18 protein-coding genes, 1 tRNA gene and 1 pseudogene are annotated in these 20,086 nt (G+C 68.3%); 9 read left to right on the top strand and 11 right to left on the bottom strand.

Annotated features, from left to right (window positions below):
• The first annotated feature begins 39 nt into the window (after positions 1 to 39).
• Both CXY82_RS07650 and CXY82_RS07645 read left to right on the top strand, forming a co-directional pair.
• Positions 40 to 1,530 carry a helix-turn-helix transcriptional regulator gene (locus CXY82_RS07650; RefSeq protein WP_104170391.1) on the top strand — a complete coding sequence of 497 codons (1,491 nt, stop codon included), beginning with the start codon at positions 40 to 42 and terminating at the stop codon, positions 1,528 to 1,530.
• Between the two features lie 83 nt (positions 1,531 to 1,613).
• Positions 1,614 to 3,044 carry an FAD-binding oxidoreductase gene (locus CXY82_RS07645; RefSeq protein ID WP_104170390.1) on the top strand — a complete coding sequence of 477 codons (1,431 nt, stop codon included), beginning with the start codon at positions 1,614 to 1,616 and terminating at the stop codon, positions 3,042 to 3,044.
• Positions 3,045 to 3,434: 390 nt separating this feature from the next.
• On the opposite strand, the gene CXY82_RS17925 is transcribed toward CXY82_RS07645, so the two are convergent.
• Both CXY82_RS17925 and CXY82_RS17920 read right to left on the bottom strand, forming a co-directional pair.
• Positions 3,435 to 3,590 carry a hypothetical protein gene (locus tag CXY82_RS17925; RefSeq protein WP_233199256.1) on the bottom strand — a complete coding sequence of 52 codons (156 nt, stop codon included), beginning with the start codon at positions 3,588 to 3,590 and terminating at the stop codon, positions 3,435 to 3,437.
• A 180-nt stretch (positions 3,591 to 3,770) separates the two neighbouring features.
• Positions 3,771 to 3,890: pseudogene (locus CXY82_RS17920) on the bottom strand (alpha-E domain-containing protein); the annotation flags it as partial.
• 332 nt (positions 3,891 to 4,222) lie between these two features.
• On the opposite strand from CXY82_RS17920, the gene CXY82_RS07630 reads away from it, so the two are divergent.
• Positions 4,223 to 5,125: an ATP-binding cassette domain-containing protein gene (locus CXY82_RS07630; protein WP_104170389.1), complete on the top strand. Its 903-nt coding sequence runs from the start codon at positions 4,223 to 4,225 to the stop codon at positions 5,123 to 5,125.
• Positions 5,126 to 5,135: 10 nt separating this feature from the next.
• Here the strand turns inward: CXY82_RS07630 and CXY82_RS07625 are convergent, their stop codons facing one another.
• The 3 genes from CXY82_RS07625 to CXY82_RS07615 form a co-directional block, all read right to left on the bottom strand.
• Positions 5,136 to 5,795, bottom strand: coding sequence for a GntR family transcriptional regulator (locus tag CXY82_RS07625; RefSeq protein WP_146069069.1), 660 nt, complete (start codon positions 5,793 to 5,795; stop codon positions 5,136 to 5,138).
• Positions 5,796 to 5,865: 70 nt separating this feature from the next.
• A complete protein-coding gene (locus CXY82_RS07620) occupies positions 5,866 to 7,020 on the bottom strand; it encodes an acyl-CoA dehydrogenase family protein (RefSeq protein WP_104170426.1) in 1,155 nt (384 codons plus the stop codon).
• Positions 7,021 to 7,058: 38 nt separating this feature from the next.
• Entirely contained in the window at positions 7,059 to 8,312 is a 1,254-nt protein-coding gene (locus tag CXY82_RS07615) for a CaiB/BaiF CoA-transferase family protein (RefSeq protein WP_199180905.1), read from the bottom strand.
• A gap of 209 nt (positions 8,313 to 8,521) precedes the next feature.
• Here CXY82_RS07615 and CXY82_RS07610 point away from each other — a divergent pair, with 209 nt between their 5' ends.
• Positions 8,522 to 10,081, top strand: coding sequence for an APC family permease (locus CXY82_RS07610; protein ID WP_104170424.1), 1,560 nt, complete (start codon positions 8,522 to 8,524; stop codon positions 10,079 to 10,081).
• 74 nt (positions 10,082 to 10,155) lie between these two features.
• On the opposite strand, the gene rplA is transcribed toward CXY82_RS07610, so the two are convergent.
• The 5 genes from rplA to CXY82_RS07585 all read right to left on the bottom strand — a co-directional run bounded on the left by rplA (position 10,156) and on the right by CXY82_RS07585 (position 12,982).
• A complete protein-coding gene (gene rplA, locus CXY82_RS07605) occupies positions 10,156 to 10,845 on the bottom strand; it encodes a 50S ribosomal protein L1 (RefSeq protein WP_104170387.1) in 690 nt (229 codons plus the stop codon).
• 93 nt (positions 10,846 to 10,938) lie between these two features.
• Positions 10,939 to 11,370, bottom strand: a complete 432-nt coding sequence (gene rplK / locus CXY82_RS07600) for a 50S ribosomal protein L11 (RefSeq protein WP_104100758.1) — start codon at positions 11,368 to 11,370, stop codon at positions 10,939 to 10,941.
• A gap of 103 nt (positions 11,371 to 11,473) precedes the next feature.
• Positions 11,474 to 12,457 carry a transcription termination/antitermination protein NusG gene (nusG, locus tag CXY82_RS07595; protein WP_104170386.1) on the bottom strand — a complete coding sequence of 328 codons (984 nt, stop codon included), beginning with the start codon at positions 12,455 to 12,457 and terminating at the stop codon, positions 11,474 to 11,476.
• A 134-nt stretch (positions 12,458 to 12,591) separates the two neighbouring features.
• On the bottom strand, positions 12,592 to 12,867 hold the full coding sequence (secE, locus tag CXY82_RS07590; RefSeq protein WP_104170385.1) for a preprotein translocase subunit SecE: 276 nt from the start codon (positions 12,865 to 12,867) through the stop codon (positions 12,592 to 12,594).
• Positions 12,868 to 12,909: 42 nt separating this feature from the next.
• Positions 12,910 to 12,982: transfer RNA gene (locus tag CXY82_RS07585), tRNA-Trp, on the bottom strand.
• Between the two features lie 171 nt (positions 12,983 to 13,153).
• Between CXY82_RS07585 and CXY82_RS07580 the strand changes: the two genes are divergently transcribed.
• The 5 genes from CXY82_RS07580 to CXY82_RS07560 all read left to right on the top strand — a co-directional run bounded on the left by CXY82_RS07580 (position 13,154) and on the right by CXY82_RS07560 (position 18,830).
• Positions 13,154 to 14,356, top strand: a complete 1,203-nt coding sequence (locus CXY82_RS07580) for a pyridoxal phosphate-dependent aminotransferase (RefSeq protein WP_104170384.1) — start codon at positions 13,154 to 13,156, stop codon at positions 14,354 to 14,356.
• Positions 14,357 to 14,777: 421 nt separating this feature from the next.
• Positions 14,778 to 15,644 (top strand): ABC transporter ATP-binding protein, encoded by an 867-nt coding sequence (locus CXY82_RS07575; protein ID WP_104170383.1) that lies wholly within the window; start codon positions 14,778 to 14,780, stop codon positions 15,642 to 15,644.
• Complete coding sequence (locus CXY82_RS07570) at positions 15,641 to 16,528, top strand: ABC transporter permease (protein WP_104170382.1); 888 nt, start codon at positions 15,641 to 15,643, stop codon at positions 16,526 to 16,528. Before CXY82_RS07575 ends, CXY82_RS07570 begins: the two co-directional genes overlap by 4 nt.
• 404 nt (positions 16,529 to 16,932) lie before the next feature.
• Entirely contained in the window at positions 16,933 to 18,258 is a 1,326-nt protein-coding gene (locus tag CXY82_RS07565; RefSeq protein ID WP_104170381.1) for a PspC domain-containing protein, read from the top strand.
• Positions 18,258 to 18,830 (top strand): tetraspanin family protein, encoded by a 573-nt coding sequence (locus tag CXY82_RS07560; RefSeq protein ID WP_104170380.1) that lies wholly within the window; start codon positions 18,258 to 18,260, stop codon positions 18,828 to 18,830. Before CXY82_RS07565 ends, CXY82_RS07560 begins: the two co-directional genes overlap by 1 nt.
• Before the next feature lie 65 nt (positions 18,831 to 18,895).
• Here the strand turns inward: CXY82_RS07560 and CXY82_RS07555 are convergent, their stop codons facing one another.
• Complete coding sequence (locus CXY82_RS07555; RefSeq protein ID WP_104170379.1) at positions 18,896 to 20,074, bottom strand: UDP-N-acetylmuramate dehydrogenase; 1,179 nt, start codon at positions 20,072 to 20,074, stop codon at positions 18,896 to 18,898.
• Positions 20,075 to 20,086: the final 12 nt, after the last annotated feature.

Here is a 20,086-nt window from a genome sequence, read left to right as displayed (position 1 = left end):
GCTACGAGAAGTTATCCCCGGAGTATGTGAGCATGGGGCATGGTCACCGTCGATCCCGCCTTCCGCTCCTCCCTGTCCGCGGCTCCTCCCGAGGAGGCAGGGCTCGATGCGCTCACCCTGGGGCGGCGCATCCGTGAACTGCGCACGAACCGGCGCATGACTCTTGACGCCCTTGCGGCCGCCATCGACCGGGCACCCTCTCAGGTGTCGATGATCGAGAACGGCAAGCGCGAGCCGCGCCTGTCGATGCTGCGCACCATCGCGACCGCGCTCGGCACCACGGTCGACGACCTGTTGAAAACGGATGCCCCGTCCGAGCGGGCGGCGCTGGAAATAGCCGTCGAGCGCGCTCAGCGGGGCCCCGTGTTCACCGCCCTCGGACTGCCGCATATCCGCGTTGGCCGGGGAACGAGCGACGAAACATTGCAGACACTGCTCAGCCTGCACAACGAGATCCTGCGCCTGCACCGGGAGCGGGCGGCGACCCCGGAGGAGGCCCGGCGAGCGAACGTGGAGCTGCGAGCCACCATGCGGGCCCGGGACAATTACTTCCCCGAGCTCGAGGCACAGGCGCAGCGCCTGCTCGCCGCGGTCGGCCACACCGGCGGGCCGGTTTCCCACCAGGTGGTGGCCGACATGGCGACCCATCTCGGCTACTCGCTGCACTACGTGGGCGACCTTCCGAACTCGACCCGCTCGGTGACGGACAAGCGCAACCGGCGCATCTACCTGCCCACCGAGCAGTCGGCGTCCCGCGACTCCCGCTCCCCCATTCTGCAAGCGTTCGCCACCCTGCTCTGCGAACACGAGGAGCCCGGAAACTATGCGGAATTTCTGTCTCAGCGGGTGGAGACCAACTATCTGACCGCGGCCATCCTGCTGCCCGAAAAAGACACCGTGAAACTCCTCACCGAGGCGAAGAACCTGCGACGTATCTCGATGGAGGATCTGCGGGACGCCTTCGCGGTGTCCTATGAGACGGCGGCGCACCGGTTCACGAACCTCGCCACCGCGCGGCTCGACATCCCGGTGCACTTCATGAAGGTGCACGAGTCCGGCACCATGATCAAGGCGTACGAAAACGATTCGGTGCGCTTCCCGAGCGACGCGCTCGGCGCGGTCGAGGGCTCGACGGTCTGCCGCAACTGGACCGCGCGCACCGTCTTCCACGTCGCCGACCGGTTCAGCCCCTGGTACCAGTACACCGACACCCCGAGCGGTACCTTCTGGTGCACCTCGCGCATCGAGAAGGCCAAAGAGGGCGACTACTCCGTCAGTGTGGGCGTGCCGTTCACGCACGTGAAGTGGTTCCGCGGCCGCGAAACCAACAACCGGGCCGTGTCCACCTGTCCCGACGAGTCGTGCTGCCGCCGCGCGCCCGAGGAGCTCTCGGAGCGCTGGTCCGGGCAGTCCTGGCCGGCCGCGCGCACGCCCACCAGCCTGCTCGCGGCCCTGCCCACGGGCACCTTTCCCGGCGTCGACCAGACCGAGGTGTTCCAGTTCCTGGAGTCGCACGCGCCGGTGAGATGAGAGCGGGGCGGGCGCATGGCCGACGGGGACCGCGCCTGAGATGATGAACGAGTAGCAGAGCCGCGCCGAACAAAGGACGATCCGTGGGCACGACCATTTTCGAGCGGGCCAGGCCCGCCGCATCCGTCATCGCGGGCGCCCTCGCCGACACCCGCTCCGCGCCGTTCTGGCTGGACGACGTGTCTCCGCAGACCGGCTACCCGACCCTCACGGCCGACCTCGACTGTGATCTCGCCATCGTCGGCGGCGGCTACCTCGGACTCTGGACCGCCGTGCTCGCTCAGCAGGAGAACCCGGGCGCTCGCCTGGTGCTGCTCGAGGCGCGCACGATCGGCTGGGCTGCGTCGGGCCGCAACGGCGGTTTCTGCGAGGCCAGCCTGACCCACGGCGAGGAGAACGGCCGACGCCGCTGGCCGACGGAGATCGACCGGCTCACCGAACTCGGCCTCAAGAACCTCGACGAGATCGAGCGGGCCGTCACCGAGCTCGGGCTGAACTGCGACTTCGAGCGCACCGGCGCCATCGACCTGGCCGTCGAGGAGCACCAGGTCGACTGGCTGCGCGAGGAACCGACCGGAACCGACAGCGTGTTCCTGGATGCCGCGGCCCTGCGCGCCGAGGTCGGCTCGCCCACGTACCTGGCCGGCATCTGGCACAAGCGAAGCAACGCGCTCGTGCACCCGGGTAAGCTGGCCACCGAGCTCGCCCGGGTCGCCACCGAACTCGGGGTCGAGATCTTCGAACACACCCCGGTGAAGAACCTGGACACGCAGGGACTCACGCCGGCGCAGGGCACCCGGCTCCGCACCGAGTCGGGTGTGGTGCGGGCGACGAAGACCGCGCTGGCGACCAACGTGTTCCCTTCGCTGCTGGCCCGCAACCGCCTGTCCACGGTGCCGGTCTACGATTACGTGCTGATGACCGAGCCGCTGTCGCCCGATCAGCTCACCGCCATCGGCTGGCAAAAGCGGCAGGGGCTGAGCGATCTGGCCAACCAGTTCCACTACTACCGGTTGAGCGCCGACAACCGCATTCTCTTCGGCGGCTACGACGCGATCTACCACTACGGAGCCCGGGTGCGGAGCGGCTACGAGAACCGGCCGGAAAGCTTCCAACGACTGGCCGGCCACTTCTTCACCACATTTCCGCAGCTGGCCGGGCTGCGCTTCAGCCACCAGTGGGCCGGCGCCATCGACACGTCGACCCAGTTCTGCGCGTTCTATGGCACGGCCCGCGGCGGACGGATCAGCTACGCCGCCGGGTTCACCGGCCTGGGCGTGGCCGCGACGCACTTCGCGGCGAAGGTCATGCTCGACCAACTGGCGGAGCGCAGGACCGAGCGCACGCAGCTGGAGATGGTGCGCGGGCGGCCACTCCCGTTCCCACCGGAGCCCCTCGCTTCGATGGGCATCCAGACCACGCGTTGGTCACTCGACCGCGCCGACCACAACCGAGGCCGCCGCAACATCATCCTGAAGACGCTCGACGCGCTGGGCCTCGGCTTCGACTCGTAGGGCTCGATAGCGCTCGGCGCGCTCGGGGCGCTCGGCGGCCCGAACGAATTCGACGGAGATTTTGCTCAAAACGGTTTAAACCACGCTGGGAAAGCGCTCCATCCTCAAAATCTCCGTCGAATTGGTTCGACGGGCGGGGTGGGTGAGCCGCGGCATCCGTGGGCCCGAGGCAACGGATGCCGCGGCGCGGCTCAGGCCTCCCGGGTGATCTCCATCGTGACGAAGAGGTCCGAGCCGCTGGTGCCCGCGCACACGCCGCGCAGCTCACGAACTGGTCGGCCGAACTGACCGGCAGCATCCGCGCCTCGTTGTCGGACGCACCGACCTCGCCCGGGTAGCGGTAGCCGGTGACGTGGCGGTTCCGCAGCCGGTCCACGAGGCCTCCCCGGTTCAGGTCGGAACGGCGCTGATCGGGAGGTAGCGGTCGCCGATGGCCTCAGAGTCCGTGCTGGTGGCCTCCTGCACGATGTCCATCTGATTCGACAGGTCGTTCAGGATGTCCATGATCGGCCGGTATTCCAGCTGGCCGCGGATCTGACCCAGCACCCGTTGCGATCCTCGGTCACACCGACGCGGTCGGTGCGCGGTTCCATCTCGCGCAGGCATTGTTCCGCCCGCGAGATGAACAAGGCCACCGACCGCGGAAACAGCCGGCCTCGTAGGCCCCCGACGGAGCGCCGGATGGTCGTCCCCGAAGGCCCGCTGGCCTCGGTCAACGACCGGGTTGGCCAGCAACCGTGCGGTCATGTCCCCCTGCTCCAGGCTGCGGCCCAGGTTGCAGAAGTGCCACGCCTCGTCGCGGCTGACGCCGGACTCGACCGTGGGCCGCTCCTCCTGCTCGATCACGCGGGCACCGCGGCCAGCGGGACGGGCCGTGAGCGAGGTGAGCTCGGGGAACACCTCATCCCCGGCGCGGGGCGCGCCCCGTCCAGCGCGTCCAGCTGCTCAGCCCGCAAGACTGTGGTCCGCCATAGCCCTCGACGAGGTCAACCATGCTGGGCTCGTAGCGGCCCGGTGTTGCCGGAATCTTTTCCCCACAAGACACCACGGTTGTATGCAACAGTGCCCCCCCGATTCAGGGTTCAACTCAGAGGAATATGGCATACTGAGCACCGGGATTCGAGGAGATTGCATACAGTAAAACCCACTGGATCGAGTTCGGAACGGAGGGATGAGTCGTGAAGACCTTCCTCCCCTCCTGGCAATCCCCCGGCAAACCTCATTGCTCTCCCGCCCCGTCGGCCCCGGCGTCGGCCGACGATGAGCCCGTTCCCTCCGACGGATTCCGCGCCACGGCCCTGCTCGACGCGCGCGGTCTGCAGATTACCGAGAGCACCCAGACGGGTGCCCCGGTGCTGGCCACGGGCATCTCCCTCTCGGTGGCGCGGGGTGAGGTCATCGGACTGGTCGGTGTCACCGGTTCCGGGGCACGCGAGATCGCTCTGGCCATCGCGGGCCGGCTGCCCGAACCGGCGGTGGTCGCGGCCGGCTCCATCCTGATCGACGGCATCGAGCTCGTCGGGGCATCGCGGCGCGCCCTCAACCGGCTGCGCGACACGAAAATCTCTCTCATTTCCCCTGCCGCGCCGACGGGCCTGGCCCCGGACCAGGTCATCGGCCGCCAGCTCGCCCGAACCCTGCGCCGGACAGGGGGTCTGTCCCGAACGGATGCCGCCCGGCGTGCGTTGGAACTCCTCGAGAAGGTCGGGCTGCCGGATCCGCAGGCGACGTCGCTGGTGGTTCCGACCCAGCTCGAACCGACCGCGCTGCTCCAGGTGACGATCGCGGCCGCGCTCTCACAGCACCCGGACATCCTGATCCTGGACGAGCCGACGCGCGCCGTCGAGGCTGCGGGCGAGCCCTCCGCACTGGAGCTCTGCCGCGGGTTCCTCCAGGAGTTCGGACTGTCGATCATCGTGGTCTCCCGGAACCTCGGCCTGGCGGCCGCCACCTGCGACCGAGTGACGGTCGTGGAAGCGGGACGGGTCGTCGAGCAGGCTTCGGCGGCCGAGATCCTCGCTTCACCGCGGCATCCGCACACCCACAGTCTGCTCGAGGCGGCCCGCTCCGCGCGCGGCTGACCGGTTCCGGTTAGGCCGGTTCCGTCCCCGATCCGGACCGACCCGGCGACACCGCGTTGCGCGCTGCGAGGATGTGCGAGCGCATGGCGACCTCGGCCCAGAGTGCGTCTCCCGACCATAGCGCCGTGAGGATGTCGCGGTGGTGGTGGTTGCTGCCGGCCCGGAAGGCGGCGGCGTCGCGGCGGAAGAGCGAGGCCATCATCGGGGCGCGGCCGACGGACGCGGCCAGGGCCATCAGCTGAGTGACGCCCGACGCGGCCACGATGATGCGGTGGAATTCGGCGTTGAGCACGCCCAGCCGGCCGATGCCCTCGGCGTCGGTTGCGCGCACGAACTCCTCCATGGCGTCAATCAGGATGGCCAGCCGGTCGAGGTCGGCCGGCTCGATCCGCACCGCCGCGAGGCCCGCCGCCCTGCTTTCGAGAGCCGCGCGAAGAAAATACGTCTCGCAGATCTGCTCGGTGGTCCATTCCACGACCGTGGCGCCCCGGTTCGGCACGAACTCCACCAGGCCGGCCTCGTCGAGCCGGCGCAGCGCCTCGCGCACGGGGGTGCGGCTGACGCCGAGTTCCTGGGCCAGCGCCGTCTCCCGCAGCGTGGCCCTGGCGGGCAATTCCCCCGAGAGGATGCGCGCACGCAGGTTCGCGAACACGGTCTGTCCCCCCGTCACCCCCACTGTGCCCCTCCCCCATCGATCGGCCCGACGGCCAATCTGCTTGACACTATGTCACATCGCGGCCTCAGGAGAACGCGTTCAGGCCGGTCAGGGCCCGCCCGAGCACGAGCTGGTGGATTTCGTCGGTGCCCTCATAGGTGCGCACCGATTCCAGGTTCGCCAGGTGGCGCATCACCGGGAATTCGCTGGTAATGCCGTCGCCGCCGAGGATGACGCGGGCCTCGCGGGCGATCTGGATCGCCTCGCGCACGCTGTTGAGCTTGCCGATGCTGATCTGGGTGGGGGTCAGCGTGCCGCGCTCCTTGAGCCGACCGAGGTGCAGGGCCAGCAGCACCCCCTTCTCGTATTCCACGAGCATGTCGGCGAGCTTGGCCTGGATCAACTGGGTGGCCCCGATCGGTTTGCCGAACACCTCACGGGTCTTCGCGCGCAGGATGGCGGCGTCGAGGCAGCTGCGGGCGGCGCCCATGGCCCCCCAGACGATGCCGAAGCGCGCCTCGTTGAGGCAGCCGAACGGCCCGGACAGCCCAGCGGCGCCGGGCAGGATCGCATCGAATGGCACCTGCACGGCGTCCAGGTGCACATCGCACTGGATCGACGCACGCATCGAAAGCTTCTTGCCGATGGGGGTGGCGGTGAAACCGATACTGTCGGTCGGAACCAGGAAGCCGCGCACACCGGCATCCGTTTGGGCCCAGACGATCGCGACGTCGGCGATGCTGGCCAGGCCGATCCAGCGTTTGGCACCCTCGATCACCCAGCCGTCGGCGCCCCGGGTGGCGGTGGTCGCCATCGCGGCCGGGTCGCTGCCGCCGGTCGGTTCGGTCAACGCGAAGCAGCCCACGAGCTGGCCGGCGGCCATGCCCGGCAGCCAGCGCTGCTTCTGCTCCGCAGACCCATACTTGTGGATGGCCGACATCGCCAGCGAGCCCTGCACCGAGACGAAGGTGCGCCAGCCGCTGTCAGCGGCCTCCAGCTCGAGGCAGACCAGCCCGTAGCTCACCGCCCCCGCGCCGGCGCAGCCGTACCCGGTGAGGTGCATGCCGAGGAACCCGGCCACCCCGAGTTCAGGGATCAGCTCGGCCCGGAAGTGCTTCTCCTCGAAGTCGTCCTCGATGGTCGGCAGGATGCGGTTGGTCGCGAAAGCGCGCGCCGCGCGCGCCCAGACGATCTCCTCCGGCTCGAGCAGGGCATCGAGGTCGAAGACGGTGTCGACCAGCGGGCTGGGCACAAGCGGGGTGGGGCGGCCTGCGGCGGTCACGAGAGTCCTTCGGGGGTCGGCGGAACACGAGCGAGATCTGTGGCTGGTACGGGGGCTGGTACGGGGGCTCGCCCTGGGGCAGCGGTCGGGGACGGGGCGAGCCAGTCGGCGCCCTCGTGCTCGCCCAGCCGCGGCGGGGACAGGCGGTAGGCGGCCGGACGGCCGGCGAGGTGGATGGGGTTGGCAACCTGGCGGCTGGTGCGGCCGGCCGCACCCAGTTCCACCACCGGGTCGAGCCCCAGCGCGGCGGCGAAGGCGAACGCCTCGTCGAGGGTGTTGACCTGGCCGGCCGGCACACCGGCATCCGTCAGAACGCCCACCCAGTGCGCCGCGGGCTCGGGCCGGAGCCGGTCCTCAATCAACTTTTTCAGCACCGTGCGGTGCCGCACCCGGTCGGCGTTACCGCGGAACCGGTCGTCGTCGGCCAGGGCGGGAGCCCCGAGCAATCGCACCAGGGTGCGGAACTGGCGATCGTTGCCCACCGCGATCACCAGCGGCCGGTCGGCGGCGTCGAACAGCTCGTACGGCGCGATGCTCGGGTGCGCATTGCCCATCCGGGTCGGTGACTGCCCGGTCGCGAGGGTGCCCGCGGCCTGGTTGGTCAGTGCGGAGAGCAGGGTGGTCAGCAGATCCACCTCCACCCGGTGGCCGGCGGTCCCGCTCGCGTCGGTCGCGTCACGCGCACGCAGGGCGAGTAGGATGCCGCTGACCGCGTTGAGCCCGGAGAGCACGTCCACGAGGGCCACCCCCACCTTGCTCGGCTCTTCGTCTGGGCGACCGGTGACGCTCATCAGCCCGCCGACAGCCTGTACGAGCAGGTCGTAGCCGGGCAGGCGGGCGCCGGCCCCCGCGCCGAAGCCCGTGATCGAGCAGTAGACCAGGCTCGGATTGACGGCCCGCAGCTGCTCGAAGCCCAGAGCAAACCGGTCCATCACGCCGGGCCGGAAGTTCTCCACCACGACGTCGGCGGTCTCGGCGAGTCGCCGGGCCACGGCCAGTCCCGCATCGGTGCCGAGGTCGCAGATGACGCTGCGCTTGTTGCGGTTCACCGACCCGAAGTAGGTGGAGTCCCCCTGCGCGTCGACCGGCGGCAGCCACTGCCGGGTGTCGTCGCCGGCCGGGCTCTCGATCTTGATCACGTCAGCGCCGAAGTCGGCCAGCATCATGGTGGCGTAGGGGCCGGCCAGTACCCGGGAGAAATCCGCGACCCGAAGGCCCGCCAACGGCTGCCCGGTTGCGTCCTGCGGCACGACCCACCTCTGTCCCCGTCGACTCGGACCACGGGACTCCGCCAGTGGCCGCTCTGACTCCGATCCTACCGGGCCGGTCGTGACCCGGAGGCAGGAACTGCGAACGGGAACTCTCGGTGAAAGTTGGATCCATCGGTTCCGTGCGTTTGCTCGCGCACAGCACTATGGTGAGCACATTCTCGCTCTCCGGCTCGATCGGAAAGGTTCCCATGTCATCACACGCGTCATCCCAGAGGAAAGGGCTCGGCGACGCCGAGCACCTCGAGGCCCTCGGCTACGAAGACACCTTCCATCGTTCGATGTCGCTCTGGGGCAATTTCGCCCTTGGCTTCACCTACCTCTCGCCACTCGTCGGCGTCTACTCGCTGTTCGCCCTGGCCCTGAGCACGGGCGGGCCACCCTCGATCTTCTGGCTGGTGATCGTGGGCACCGGCCAGCTGCTGGTGGCACTGGTCTTCGGCGAGGTGGTGTCCCAGTACCCGATCGCGGGCGGTATCTACCCGTGGACACGTCGTCTCTGGGGCAAGAGGTACGCATGGATGACCGCCTGGGTCTACGTCTGGGCGATGCTCGTCACAATCACCGCCGTCGCGGAATTCGGCAGCGGGTTCCTCGCCAGCCTGATCAACGCGCCCGTCACCAAAGAGGTCACGCTCGGGCTCTCGGTGCTCTTTCTCGTCGTGGCCTTCGCGTTCAACTTCTCCGGCACGAAGATGCTGGCCCGCGCGGCCCGGATCGGACTCGCTGCCGAATTGATCGGCGTGATCGGTCTCGGCCTCTACCTACTCCTTTTCCAGCGCAAGCAGGAGTTCAGCGTCTTCTTCGACACCCTGGGCGTCGAGGGTGACGGCAGTTACGCCGCCGCGTTCCTCGGGGCCGCGCTTGCCGGACTGTTCCTGTTCTACGGCTTCGAAGCCTGCGGCGACGTGGCCGAGGAGGTGCCCGACCCGGCCAGAGGTATCCCCCGGGCCATGATACTCACCATCCTGGTCGGCGGCGTCTCCGCCCTGTTCTCGTTCGGCGGGTACGTCCTGGCCGCGCCGGACCTGCAGGCCGTGGTCGACGGGACAGACATCGACCCGATCCCCGCGATCCTGGACGCGACCCTCGGCACGGTCGGTGCCACGCTGTTCCTCATAGTGGCGATCACGGCCTTCCTGTCCTGCGTGCTCAGCCTGCAGGCCGCGGCCAGCCGCCTGATCTTCTCTTTCGCACGAGACGGGATGGTCCCCGGCAAGACCTGGCTGGGCCAGGTGTCCCCGCGCACGGCAGTGCCGGTCAACGCACTGATCGTCGCGTCCACGATCCCGCTGTTGCTCTGCGTTCTGATCTACCTGGGCGGCAGCACGATCCTGACCCAGATCACGGCCTTCGCGGTGCTCGGCATCTATGTCGCGTTCCAGGCCGTGGTTCTGGCCGCGCTCCGCCAGCGGTTCAAGGGGTGGCGTCCGGCCGGGCCGTTCAGCCTGGGACCTCTCGGGTTCATCGTGAACATCTTTGCCCTGGCCTACGGGATCTCCGCCATGATCCTGCTGGCGCGGCCGGGCACGACCGGGGTGTTCCTCGACGACTGGATCGTGCTGATCGGTTTGGCTGTAGTGATGGGCAGCGGCCTGCTCTACCTCTTCATCGCGAAGCCGCACACCACCTCGCACCAGCCGGAGGGCGACGCGATCGCGGTCGCCGCGATGCTTCGCGCGCACCCGCAGAACACCGATCGGGACGACCCCGCACGCAGAGACGCACGCCCCACGATGGCCAGCGAGTGAGCATCCGTTAACGAGGGAAGGGCCCAGTCTTTCGACGGGCCCTTCCTGGTGCAGCCGGGCTGCGGTGGAACTGACTAGATGCTGTTCACATCGAGAGCGATGCCGGGGCCGAACGTGGTCGAAACGGCACCCTTCATGATGTAGCGGCCCTTGGAGGAGCTGGGCTTGAGGCGAACGATCTCCTCGAGAGCGGCGCTGATATTCTCATTCAGCTGCTCGGCGGTGAAGGACACCTTGCCGACGACGAACTGCACGTTGGCGTGCTTGTCGACGCGGAACGCGATCTTTCCGCCCTTGATGTCGGACACGGCGCGCGCGACGTCAGGCGTCACGGTTCCGGTCTTCGGATTCGGCATGAGGCCGCGCGGGCCGAGAACCTTACCGAGACGACCGACCTTGCCCATGAGCTCCGGGGTCGAGACGGCGGAGTCGAACGAGGTGTAGCCGGCGGCCACCTTCTCGATGAGCTCGTCGCCACCGACCTCGTCGGCACCGGCCGCGATCGCCGCTTCGGCCGCGGGGCCCGTTGCGAAGACGATGACGCGGGCGGTGCGACCGGTGCCGTGAGGAAGAATCACGGTACCGCGAACCATCTGGTCAGCCTTGCGAGGGTCGACGCCGAGCTTGAGGGCGACCTCGACGGTCGAGTTGAAGTTCGAGGAGCCGGTCTCCCGGGCCAGGGTGACGGCCTCGGACGGGGTGTAGAGCTTGTCTGCGTCGATCTTCTCGGCCGCGGCCCGGTAGGCCTTTGACTTCTGTGCCATGTTGAATCTCCTGTAAAACGAAATTGAGAGTGTGGTGCGAGCCTGGCTGGCTCTTCCACGTACTGCTTGTGGCGGGATGCCTGGGGGAGGTGGTTAGGCCTCGACCGTGATGCCCATGGAGCGGGCGGTGCCGGCGATGATCTTCGACGCTGCGTCGAGGTCGTTCGCGTTGAGGTCAACCATCTTGGCCTCGGCGATCTCGCGGACCTGGGCCTGGGTGAGCTTCGCAACCTTGACGGTGTGCGGGGTTCCACTGCCCTTGGCGACGCCGGCCGCCTTCTTGATGAGTTCCGCCGCCGGCGGGGTCTTCAGGATGAAAGTGAATGAACGGTCGTCGTAGACGGTGATTTCCACCGGGATGACGTTGCCGCGCTGGGATTCCGTCTGAGCGTTGTACGCCTTGCAGAATTCCATGATGTTGACGCCGTGCTGACCCAGCGCCGGCCCGATGGGCGGTGCGGGGTTGGCGGCGCCGGCCTTGATCTGAAGCTTGATCAGACCGGTTACCTTCTTCTTCGGTGCCATTATTCTTCCTTACTTTGTAATGACGAGCAGCCAGGGGCCGCTCTCCCGGTGGCCCGGACGGGCCCCGGTGAACTTGAATCCGTGGGGAGGGTGTTCAGACCCTTTAGAGCTTGGTGACCTGGTCGAAGCTGAGCTCGACCGGGGTTTCGCGCTCGAAGAGGGAAACCAGCACGATGAGCTTGCCGCTTTCCGCCTTGATCTCGCTGATCGATCCGGGCAGGCCCGCGAACGAGCCTTCCTTGATCGTGATCGTCTCGCCGATCTCGTAGTCGATCTCGGCAGGGAGGGCGCGGGTCGGGACCTTGCCGCCGTGTCCGCCGGTCTTGGCGGTGGGGACGTCCTGGATCTCGACGAGGCTCTTCAGCATGCCGAAGGCTTCCTCGAAGCGAAGCGGCGTGGGGTTGTGCGCGTTGCCGACGAATCCGGTGACGCCGGGCGTGTGACGCACCACGGACCAGCTGTCTTCGTTGAGGTCCATGCGAACGAGCACGTAGCCAGGGATGCGCACGCGGGTGACCATCTTGCGCTGGCCGTTCTTGATCTCGACGACGTCTTCCATCGGAACCTCGACCTGGTAGATGAAATCTTCCATGGCCATCGACTGCTTGCGGTTCTCGATGTTCGACTTCACGCGGCGTTCGAAGCCGGCATAGGAATGAATGACGAACCACTTGCCGGGCTGGAAGCGCAGTTCCTTACGGAATTCTTCGTAGGGGTCTTCGGGGGTCTCGTCCTCGGCGGTCTCGGCATCGACATCCGTTGCCTCTTCAGCCTCGACTGCCACTTCGTCTTCGTCTTCCACGGCCTCGACGGCGGCCTCGGCCTCGACGGCGGAATCGATGTCGAGGGCCTCGTCGACGAGATCGTCGGCGTCGGGGTCAACGGGCTCGGCCAACGCGTCGAGCGCGGCGTCGAGGTTGACTTCGACGCCCATGCTCGGGTCGAACACGTGCACGGCGACCTGCTCGGCAGCCTCTACGGAGTCTTCTTCAGCGGCGAGGGTGTTGCCGTCCTGCGCCTCGTCCTCGGTGGAGGACTGCTCGGCGGCGGTGGCCCAGTCGACATCGTCGTGATTCGTGTCAGTCACTAAATTTCAATCCTTTTCTATTGCATGGGCACGAAACCGTGACCCAAACAGCGTTTGCCCTGAATTCTGCAGTGACTCTTCTTCACTGATGCGTGGCTGCGGCCGCTGGGTGCGGATGCGGCACCGGAAACTGTCTACCCGCCCGGCGTTCCGAACACGTACGTGACGGCGAGCGCGAACACCCAGTCGAAGGCGGAAACGATGGCCATCATGATGACAACGAATACCAGCACCACACCCGTGTAGCTGAGGAGTTCTTTGCGGGTGGGGGTGACGACTTTGCGGAGCTCCGCCATGACCTGCTTGATGAACAGGGACATCCGAGCGAAAGGACCGCGCTTGGAATCGAGCGCAAGTTTCGCGTTTGCGACGATTTCCTCACTGGGTTCGTCGACAACTTTTCGGGCCACCTGATTACACCTTTCATGTGCCGACGGAATGCCACCGACTTGCAGGGCGGACAGGACTCGAACCTGCAACCTGCGGTTTTGGAGACCGCTGCTCTACCAATTGAGCCACCACCCTATGGAACGAAATTCAGACTACCTCGATACACTCGGACCCCGGAATGAACCGACAAGCGGGCGCAAAAAAGCATGGCAGAATTGAATTACCTCATCGAGTCTAGGTCACCCGGGGGCCACTGTAAAGCCGAGACAGCCCCAGCAGAACGAGGCAGCCCCGTATGCTCGAAGCGTGGCCCACGAATCCAAGCGCATCTCTACCCGAATCGGCTCCATTGCGGAGTCCGCGACCCTCAAGGTGGACGGCAAGGCGAAGGCCCTGCAGGCCGCCGGCCGGCCGGTCATCAGTTTCGCCGCGGGCGAGCCTGATTTCCCCACCCCGGAGCACATCGTCGAAGCCGCCCTACTGGCAGTCCGCGACCCGAAGAACCACCGGTACACTCCGGCGGCCGGGCTGCCCGACCTGCGCGAGGCCATTGCGGCCAAAACGCTCCGTGACAGCGGCTTGGCGATTTCGCCCAGCCAGGTGGTCGTCACCAACGGCGGCAAGCAGGCCGTCTACCAGGCTTTCGCCACGCTGCTCGACCCGGGCGATGAGGTGCTCGTGCCCACGCCGTACTGGACCACCTACCCGGAGTCGATCCGGCTGGCCGGCGGCGTGCAGGTCGACGTCTTCGCCGGCAGTGACCAGAGCTACCTCGTCACCGTCGAGCAGCTCGAGGCGGCGCGCACGCCGCGCACCAAGGTGCTGCTGTTCGTGTCGCCGTCCAACCCAACCGGAGCCGTCTACTCCCCCGAGCAGACGAAGGCCATCGGCGAGTGGGCCGAGGAACACGGCCTCTGGATCGTCAGCGACGAGATCTACCAGAACCTCACGTATGACGGCGTGCGTGCGATCTCGATCGTCGAGGCCGTCCCCGCGCTGGCCGACCGCACCATCCTGGTCAACGGCGTCGCCAAGACCTACGCGATGACCGGCTGGCGGCTCGGCTGGATGGTCGGCCCGCAGGACGCGATGAAGGCCGCCGCCAACCTGCAGTCGCACCTGTCGTCGAACGTGTCGAACATCTCCCAGCGCGCCGGCATCGCCGCACTCAACGGCCCTCAGGATGCCGCGATCGCCATGCGGGATGCCTTCGACCGCCGCCGACAGGTCATCGTCGCCGAGCTGAACACGATCCCCGGCATCGTCACGCCGACGCCGCAGGGGGCGTTCTACGTCTACCCCGACGTCACCGGCCTGCTCGGACGCACCTGGGGCGGCGTCACCCCGACCACCTCCCTGGAGTTGGCCGATCTTATCCTGGACCAGGCCGAGGTGGCCGTCGTGCCCGGCGAGGCGTTCGGCCCCAGCGGCTACCTGCGCTTCTCCTACGCGCTCGGCGACGCGGCCCTGCTCGAGGGCGTGCAGCGCCTCCAGCGGCTGTTCGCCTAGCGCAGCGCGCCAAACGGCTCGCCGGTGAACCGACAGCTTTGGGGGGGGTCAGAAGCCCTCCTGCCCCCCCACTTCCTGTCGGTTCGGCCGGGGCTGTGGACAATCTCCGGCACCCTGTCCACGCTCGAGCGCCGCACCGCCATCCTGCGACGGATGCCACCCGGCGCCTTCCTCAGTCATCACACCGCCGCCCTGATCGTCGGCATTCCGCTGCCGTTCTCGCTCTCCGAGCGGGTGGAGGTGCACATCGGCGTCGAAGGTCCGCGTCATCGTCGTCACGCATGGATTACTTCGCCCCACCAGGAGGGAGCCCTGGCAGGGCGCATAGCCGCGCACCTGGGCCGTCGTGGCTGGACGGGTCAGCTTCGCCACCGAAACGCCGACGCTTCCACCGAGAGGCCGGGCATGGGACTCTTTTCTCATGAAACTTTCTCCCTCGGCCGTGTGCGTGAGCGACCTGCACAAGTCCTACGGAGGCTTTGAGGCGATTCGTGGGATCAGCTTCAATATCGAGGCCGGTGAGACCTTCGCCCTCCTCGGCCCGAACGGGGCCGGGAAAAGCACCGCGATCGAGATCCACGAGGGCTACCGCGACCGCACCGCGGGCGAGGTGAGCGCGCTCGGCGTCGACCCGCAGCGCGGCGGCCTCGCCTGGAAGTCGCGCCTCGGCATCGTGCTGCAGTCCACCGGGGAAAGCGGCAACGTCACCGTCACCGAGCAGCTCACCCACTTCGCCGGCCTCTACCCGCAGCCGCGCCGCGTCGACGTGGCACTGGGCATCATCGGCCGGCCGGAACTCCTGTTCCTGGACGAGCCCACCACGGGCTTCGACCCCGAGGCACGGCACCAATTCTGGGACCTCGTGCGCCGGCTCAAGGCCGACGGCACGACCATCCTGCTCACCACCCACTACCTCGACGAGGCCGCGCAACTGGGCGACCGGGCCGGCGTGATCAACGACGGGCTCCTGATCGACATCGGCGCCATCAACGAGATCGGCGGGGCGGATGCGTGGGTGCCGCTCGTGCGCTGGCGGGAACCGTCCGGGGTGCTCCGGGAAAAACGCACACCGGAACCGGCGCGCCTCGTGGCCGAGCTCGTGGCGGCATCCGGTGCCGAGCCGGCCGAGCTTGAGGTGATCCGGCCCAGTTTGGAGGACATTTACCTCGGCCTGGTGCGCGGCAACCGGGCGCCGAGCGACGACGCCGACGCCGACGCCGACGCCGACGCCGACGCCGACGCGAAGTCGGTGGACCTCCTCGATGACGACACGGAGTTGCTCGCATGAGCACCGTCGACACCGGCACCGGCACAACGACGACCGCCACGGCTTCAGCGCCGCGACCGAGCATCGGGCTGGTCACGGTGCTGCGGGTGGGCTTCTCCCGGGCCGGCTCCGAGACCCGGATGTATTTCCGTACCACGGACAGCGTGTTCTTCACCTTCCTGTTCCCGTTCATCATGCTGGCCATCTTCACGGCCGCGTTCGGCTCCTCCGGCAAAATCGGCACTGCGCCGGACGGCACCGGCGGCATCAGCGTCGGCGCCTACTACCTGCCCGGAATGCTCGCCGCGGGCATGCTGCTCTCGGGGGTGCAGAACCTCGCCGTGGACATCGCCGGGGAGAAGGGCGACGGTACGCTCAAACGGCTCGGGGGCACCCCGCTCTCGCCACTCGGTTACTTCATCGGCAAGACCGGGCAGGTGTTGGTTACCGGCATCTTCCAGGCGGCGCTGCTGATCCTGGTGGCCCGCGTCCTGCTCGGCATCGACCTGCCATCCGACCCCGCGAAATTGCTGACCTTCGGCTGGGTGTTCCTGCTCGGGATCATCACGAGCGCCTTCCTCGGCATCGCGCTTTCCGCCCTGCCGCGCTCCGGCAAGAGCGCCACCGCAGTGGTCATCCCCATCGCGCTGATCCTGCAGTTCATCTCCGGCGTCTACCTGCAGTTCTACCTGCTGCCCGACTGGATGCAGAACGCGGCCAGCGTATTCCCACTGAAGTGGATGGCGCAGGGCATGCGCGGAGTGTTCCTGCCCGACAGCTTCGCGAACCTTGAGCAGAGCGGTTCCTGGGACTTTCCGCTGATCGCGCTGAGCCTGCTCATCTGGCTGGTGGTGGGGCTCGTGCTCAGCCGGGTCACGTTTCGCTGGATCCGCAAGGACACCTAGGAGCGTGAGTCCTGAACGGCTTGTTGTGTCGCTCCCGGAAGGTCAGAGCTGACCGCACCGCGTGGACACTGTTCATCACAGGATGAGCACCGGGCCCGGCGTCGAACCAATTCGACGGAGATTTTGGGCCAAACACCCGTTTTTGAGCCCAAACGCGCTGTTCAGAGTGAAATCTCCGTCGAATTCGTTCGGGACGAGTTGCGGCAGGACCCAGACTCGACCGACATGGCGTTTGCAGCGCACGTCCGTCCCGCGTCGCGGTCCACTGCGCGCCTGCGTCGGCCTCCAGAACAACCGCCTCGGAACCCCGAGCCGCGAACCCCCATCGCCCGCAGCCATCAGGGCTCACTCACCGAACGACACCCGGCATTGTCGGCTCGGGCCACCGCGAGCACACTGGCAGCATGACCGACGCACCCGAGAGCCAGACGACGCCGTCGGCCGCGGGGCCCGGCACTCCCCCCTCCGACGGGAGCAACGACTTCTTCGCCGCAATCCGTTCCACGGGGATCGTGCGCGGGAGCGACCGCTGGCTGGCCGGCGTCTGCGGCGGAGTCGCACTGCGAGCTGGGCTGAACCCCACGCTGGTGCGAGTTGTGACCATCGCGCTGGGCGTCCTCGGCGGTCCGGTTCTCTTCACGTACGCGGTCGGCTGGGCTCTCCTGCCCGACCCGATCGGTCGCATCCATGCCGAACAGGCCGTTCGCGGCGTCTTCCCGCCCGTCATGATCGGGATCATCGCGCTGGTGGGCATCAGCTTCGCCTCCTACACGCGCAGCCTGTGGTGGCAGAGCCCGGCGGCCGTGCTGCCCGACTGGCTGGCGACCACACTCGCGGTGGGCTGGAGCGTCGGGGTGACGATCGGGCTCATCTGGCTGGTGTTCTTCCTGGCCCGACGCACCACGGCGTCGGTCGGCGGGTACCCGCACAGCACCGCCGCGGAAGGCATCGGGGCCGGTGTCGCTTTCGGGGCGATGCAGCCCGCCGAAGCAGCGGGCAGCTCCGGGACAGCCGGCACAGCCGGCGGCGCCGTCACCGTCGGCGGCCCTGCCGCGCCACCACCCGGACGCGGCTCCTGGCGCGACCTTCGCCCCGGGGCCGGCTTCAGCGCGATCGTGCTCGGGTCGGCATTGCTCTGCGGCGCGGTCGCCGCCGGTGTGTGGTCGGGCGGCAACTGGTCGGATGCCGCGCTGGTGCTGGGCCTGGCCGTCACGCTGGGGGTGCTGGCCGTTGGCATCATCGTGTCGGGCATTCGCGGAAAGCAGAGCGGCGCCCTGGGTGGGTTCGCCTTCCTCGCGGCGGTGGCCCTGGTGCTGCTGGGCCTATTCCCGAGCGGCACCGCGTTCTTCCTGGTCGGCATCCCGGTCTGGACGGTCAGCGCCGATGCCGACGCTGCTCCCCCGGGGTATGCCGTGCTCTCCGGCCGGGCCACCATCGATCTCACCGCCCTCAACGCGGCGAGCGTGGAGGACCGCACGATCGATATCTGGATGGGCGTGGGCGTCACCGAGCTGATCCTGCCCCGCGGACGGGCCGTGCTGGTGGAGACGAATGCGCTGGCCGGCGGGATCGACTACGTCGGCGGCTCGGTCGCCGTGCAGCAGGGCGGCGCCTTCTACTCTGACTCGCGTACCTTCAACGACGACGGCACCGGCACCGTGGCCCGCGTCCGCGTCTGGACGGTGCTCGGCCAGGTCACCGTCGTCGGCCCCTCGCGTCTGGAACCCTGATGACCACGACCCCCGACCCGAACCAGCCGCCGAACGAGCCGCCGAACCCGCCGTTCGCCCGGCCGCTCGACGATCAGCCCACGGATGCCGTCACGTCCGTGACGGCATCACCTGACCCCGCGCCCGCCGAGCCCGAGGGCCATGGGGAGAGCGGTCACGAGGTGGAGGTTGAGACCACCCGTGCAGCCCCGGCTCACACGGTCGCCTATCCGAGCCCCATCCCCGACTACGCGATGGAGCCCTCCGTCGAGCCGCCAGCGACGGCACCGGCGTTTCTCGCCTCGGACCCGCCGTTTCCGGTCGCGCCGGTGCCGACGGCCCGCGCCGCGGCCCCGACCGCCGCCGCCGCCGAACCGGCGTACCCCGAGGCATCCGTGCGACCCCTCCGCCGCCCCCTGTTCAGCACGATCGTCTGGGGAGTGATCCTGCTCGCCCTGGCCGGCTACGTGCTGCTCGGGGTGCTGGTGCCTGCTCCCGCCGATCCCACGCTCTGGCTGCTCGGCGGCGTGATCGTGATCGGACTCCTGCTCATCGTGGTCGGCATCATCGCCGCGCTCCGCCGCGCCGGCTGATGCCCCCGCCCACGCTCACACCCCGGTCTGACGGCTTCAGGCCCGCGAGAGCGGCGCGGGCCGCGCTAGGCGTCGAGGCCGACGAGCACGGGCTCGGGCTGCAGGATCACGCCGAACTCGGACTGCACGCGAGCCTCCACCAGCCGGGCGAGCTGCGCGATCTCGTCGGCGGTGGCCCCGCCAGTGTTGGTCAGCGCAAGGGTGTGCTTGCTGGAGATCGCGGCGCGGGAGCCCGGCAGCCGGAAGCCGCGCGAGATCCCGGAGTGCTCGATCAGCCAGGCGGCGCTCAGCTTCACGAGCGGCACGGACCGCTCCCCGGGGATCGGTCCGACGCCGGCATACTCGTCGAGCGGGATCACCCGGTCGGGCAGTTCCTGCTCGCCGAACGGCCAGCGGGGCACGGCGTCCGGCAACGTGCGCGAAAACGCCAGCGACACGATCGGATTGGTGAAGAAGGAGCCGGCGCTGCGGGTGTCGGCGTCATTCGGGTCGAGCACCATGCCCTTCCCGGCGCGCAGGGCCAGGACGGCGCCCCGCAGCTGCGCGAGCGGCACCCGGTCGCCCAGCTGCACGCCGAGTGCGGTCGCGAGCTGCGGGTAGGACACCGGCCGGCTGAGCGCGCCGCCGAGAACGGATGCCTCGCTCTGCGTGTCGTGCAGGTTCAATTCGACCGCGATCACCAGACCGCGGAGCCCCTGTTTCAGAGCCGAGGTGCGGTAGCCCAGTTCGAGCTCGCCAGCCTCCATCCGTCGCCGTTCGCCACTGTCGTAGTCGAGGAAGTCGATGGCAGCCAGGCTGTTGCCGAGTTCCTGGCCGTAGGCGCCGATGTTCTGAACCGGGGAGGCCCCGGTCGAACCGGGGATGCCGGAGAGTGCCTCGATACCGGACCAGCCCTGCGCCACGGTGTAGGCCACCAGCTCGTCCCAGGGCTCGCCGGACTGCACTCGCAGCACCAGCCGGTCCGGGTGATCAGACGGCGAAGGGGACGCGGGAGAGGAAGCCGAGACAACGTCCACCCCGCGGGTCAGCACCCGGATCACCGTACCGTCGAAGCCCTCGTCGGCCACGATCGTGTTCGATCCGCCGCCGAGCAGCAGCCACTCATCGCCCGAGGCCCACACGATCAGGGTCTGGTCGACAAGGTCCTGCTCGGTGGCGGGCGACACCATCCGGGCGGCAGGGCCGCCGACGCCCATGGTGGTCAGGTCGGCAAAGGTCGGCGCGGAGGCAGCGGGGCTCGTCATCGGGAACGACCA

This window comes from Cryobacterium sp. M23, assembly GCF_002929655.1.
In the GTDB taxonomy this organism is placed as follows: domain Bacteria; phylum Actinomycetota; class Actinomycetes; order Actinomycetales; family Microbacteriaceae; genus Cryobacterium; species Cryobacterium sandaracinum.
Note: the sequence above shows the minus strand (reverse complement) of the source record. Positions and strands in the feature narration are given on the sequence as shown.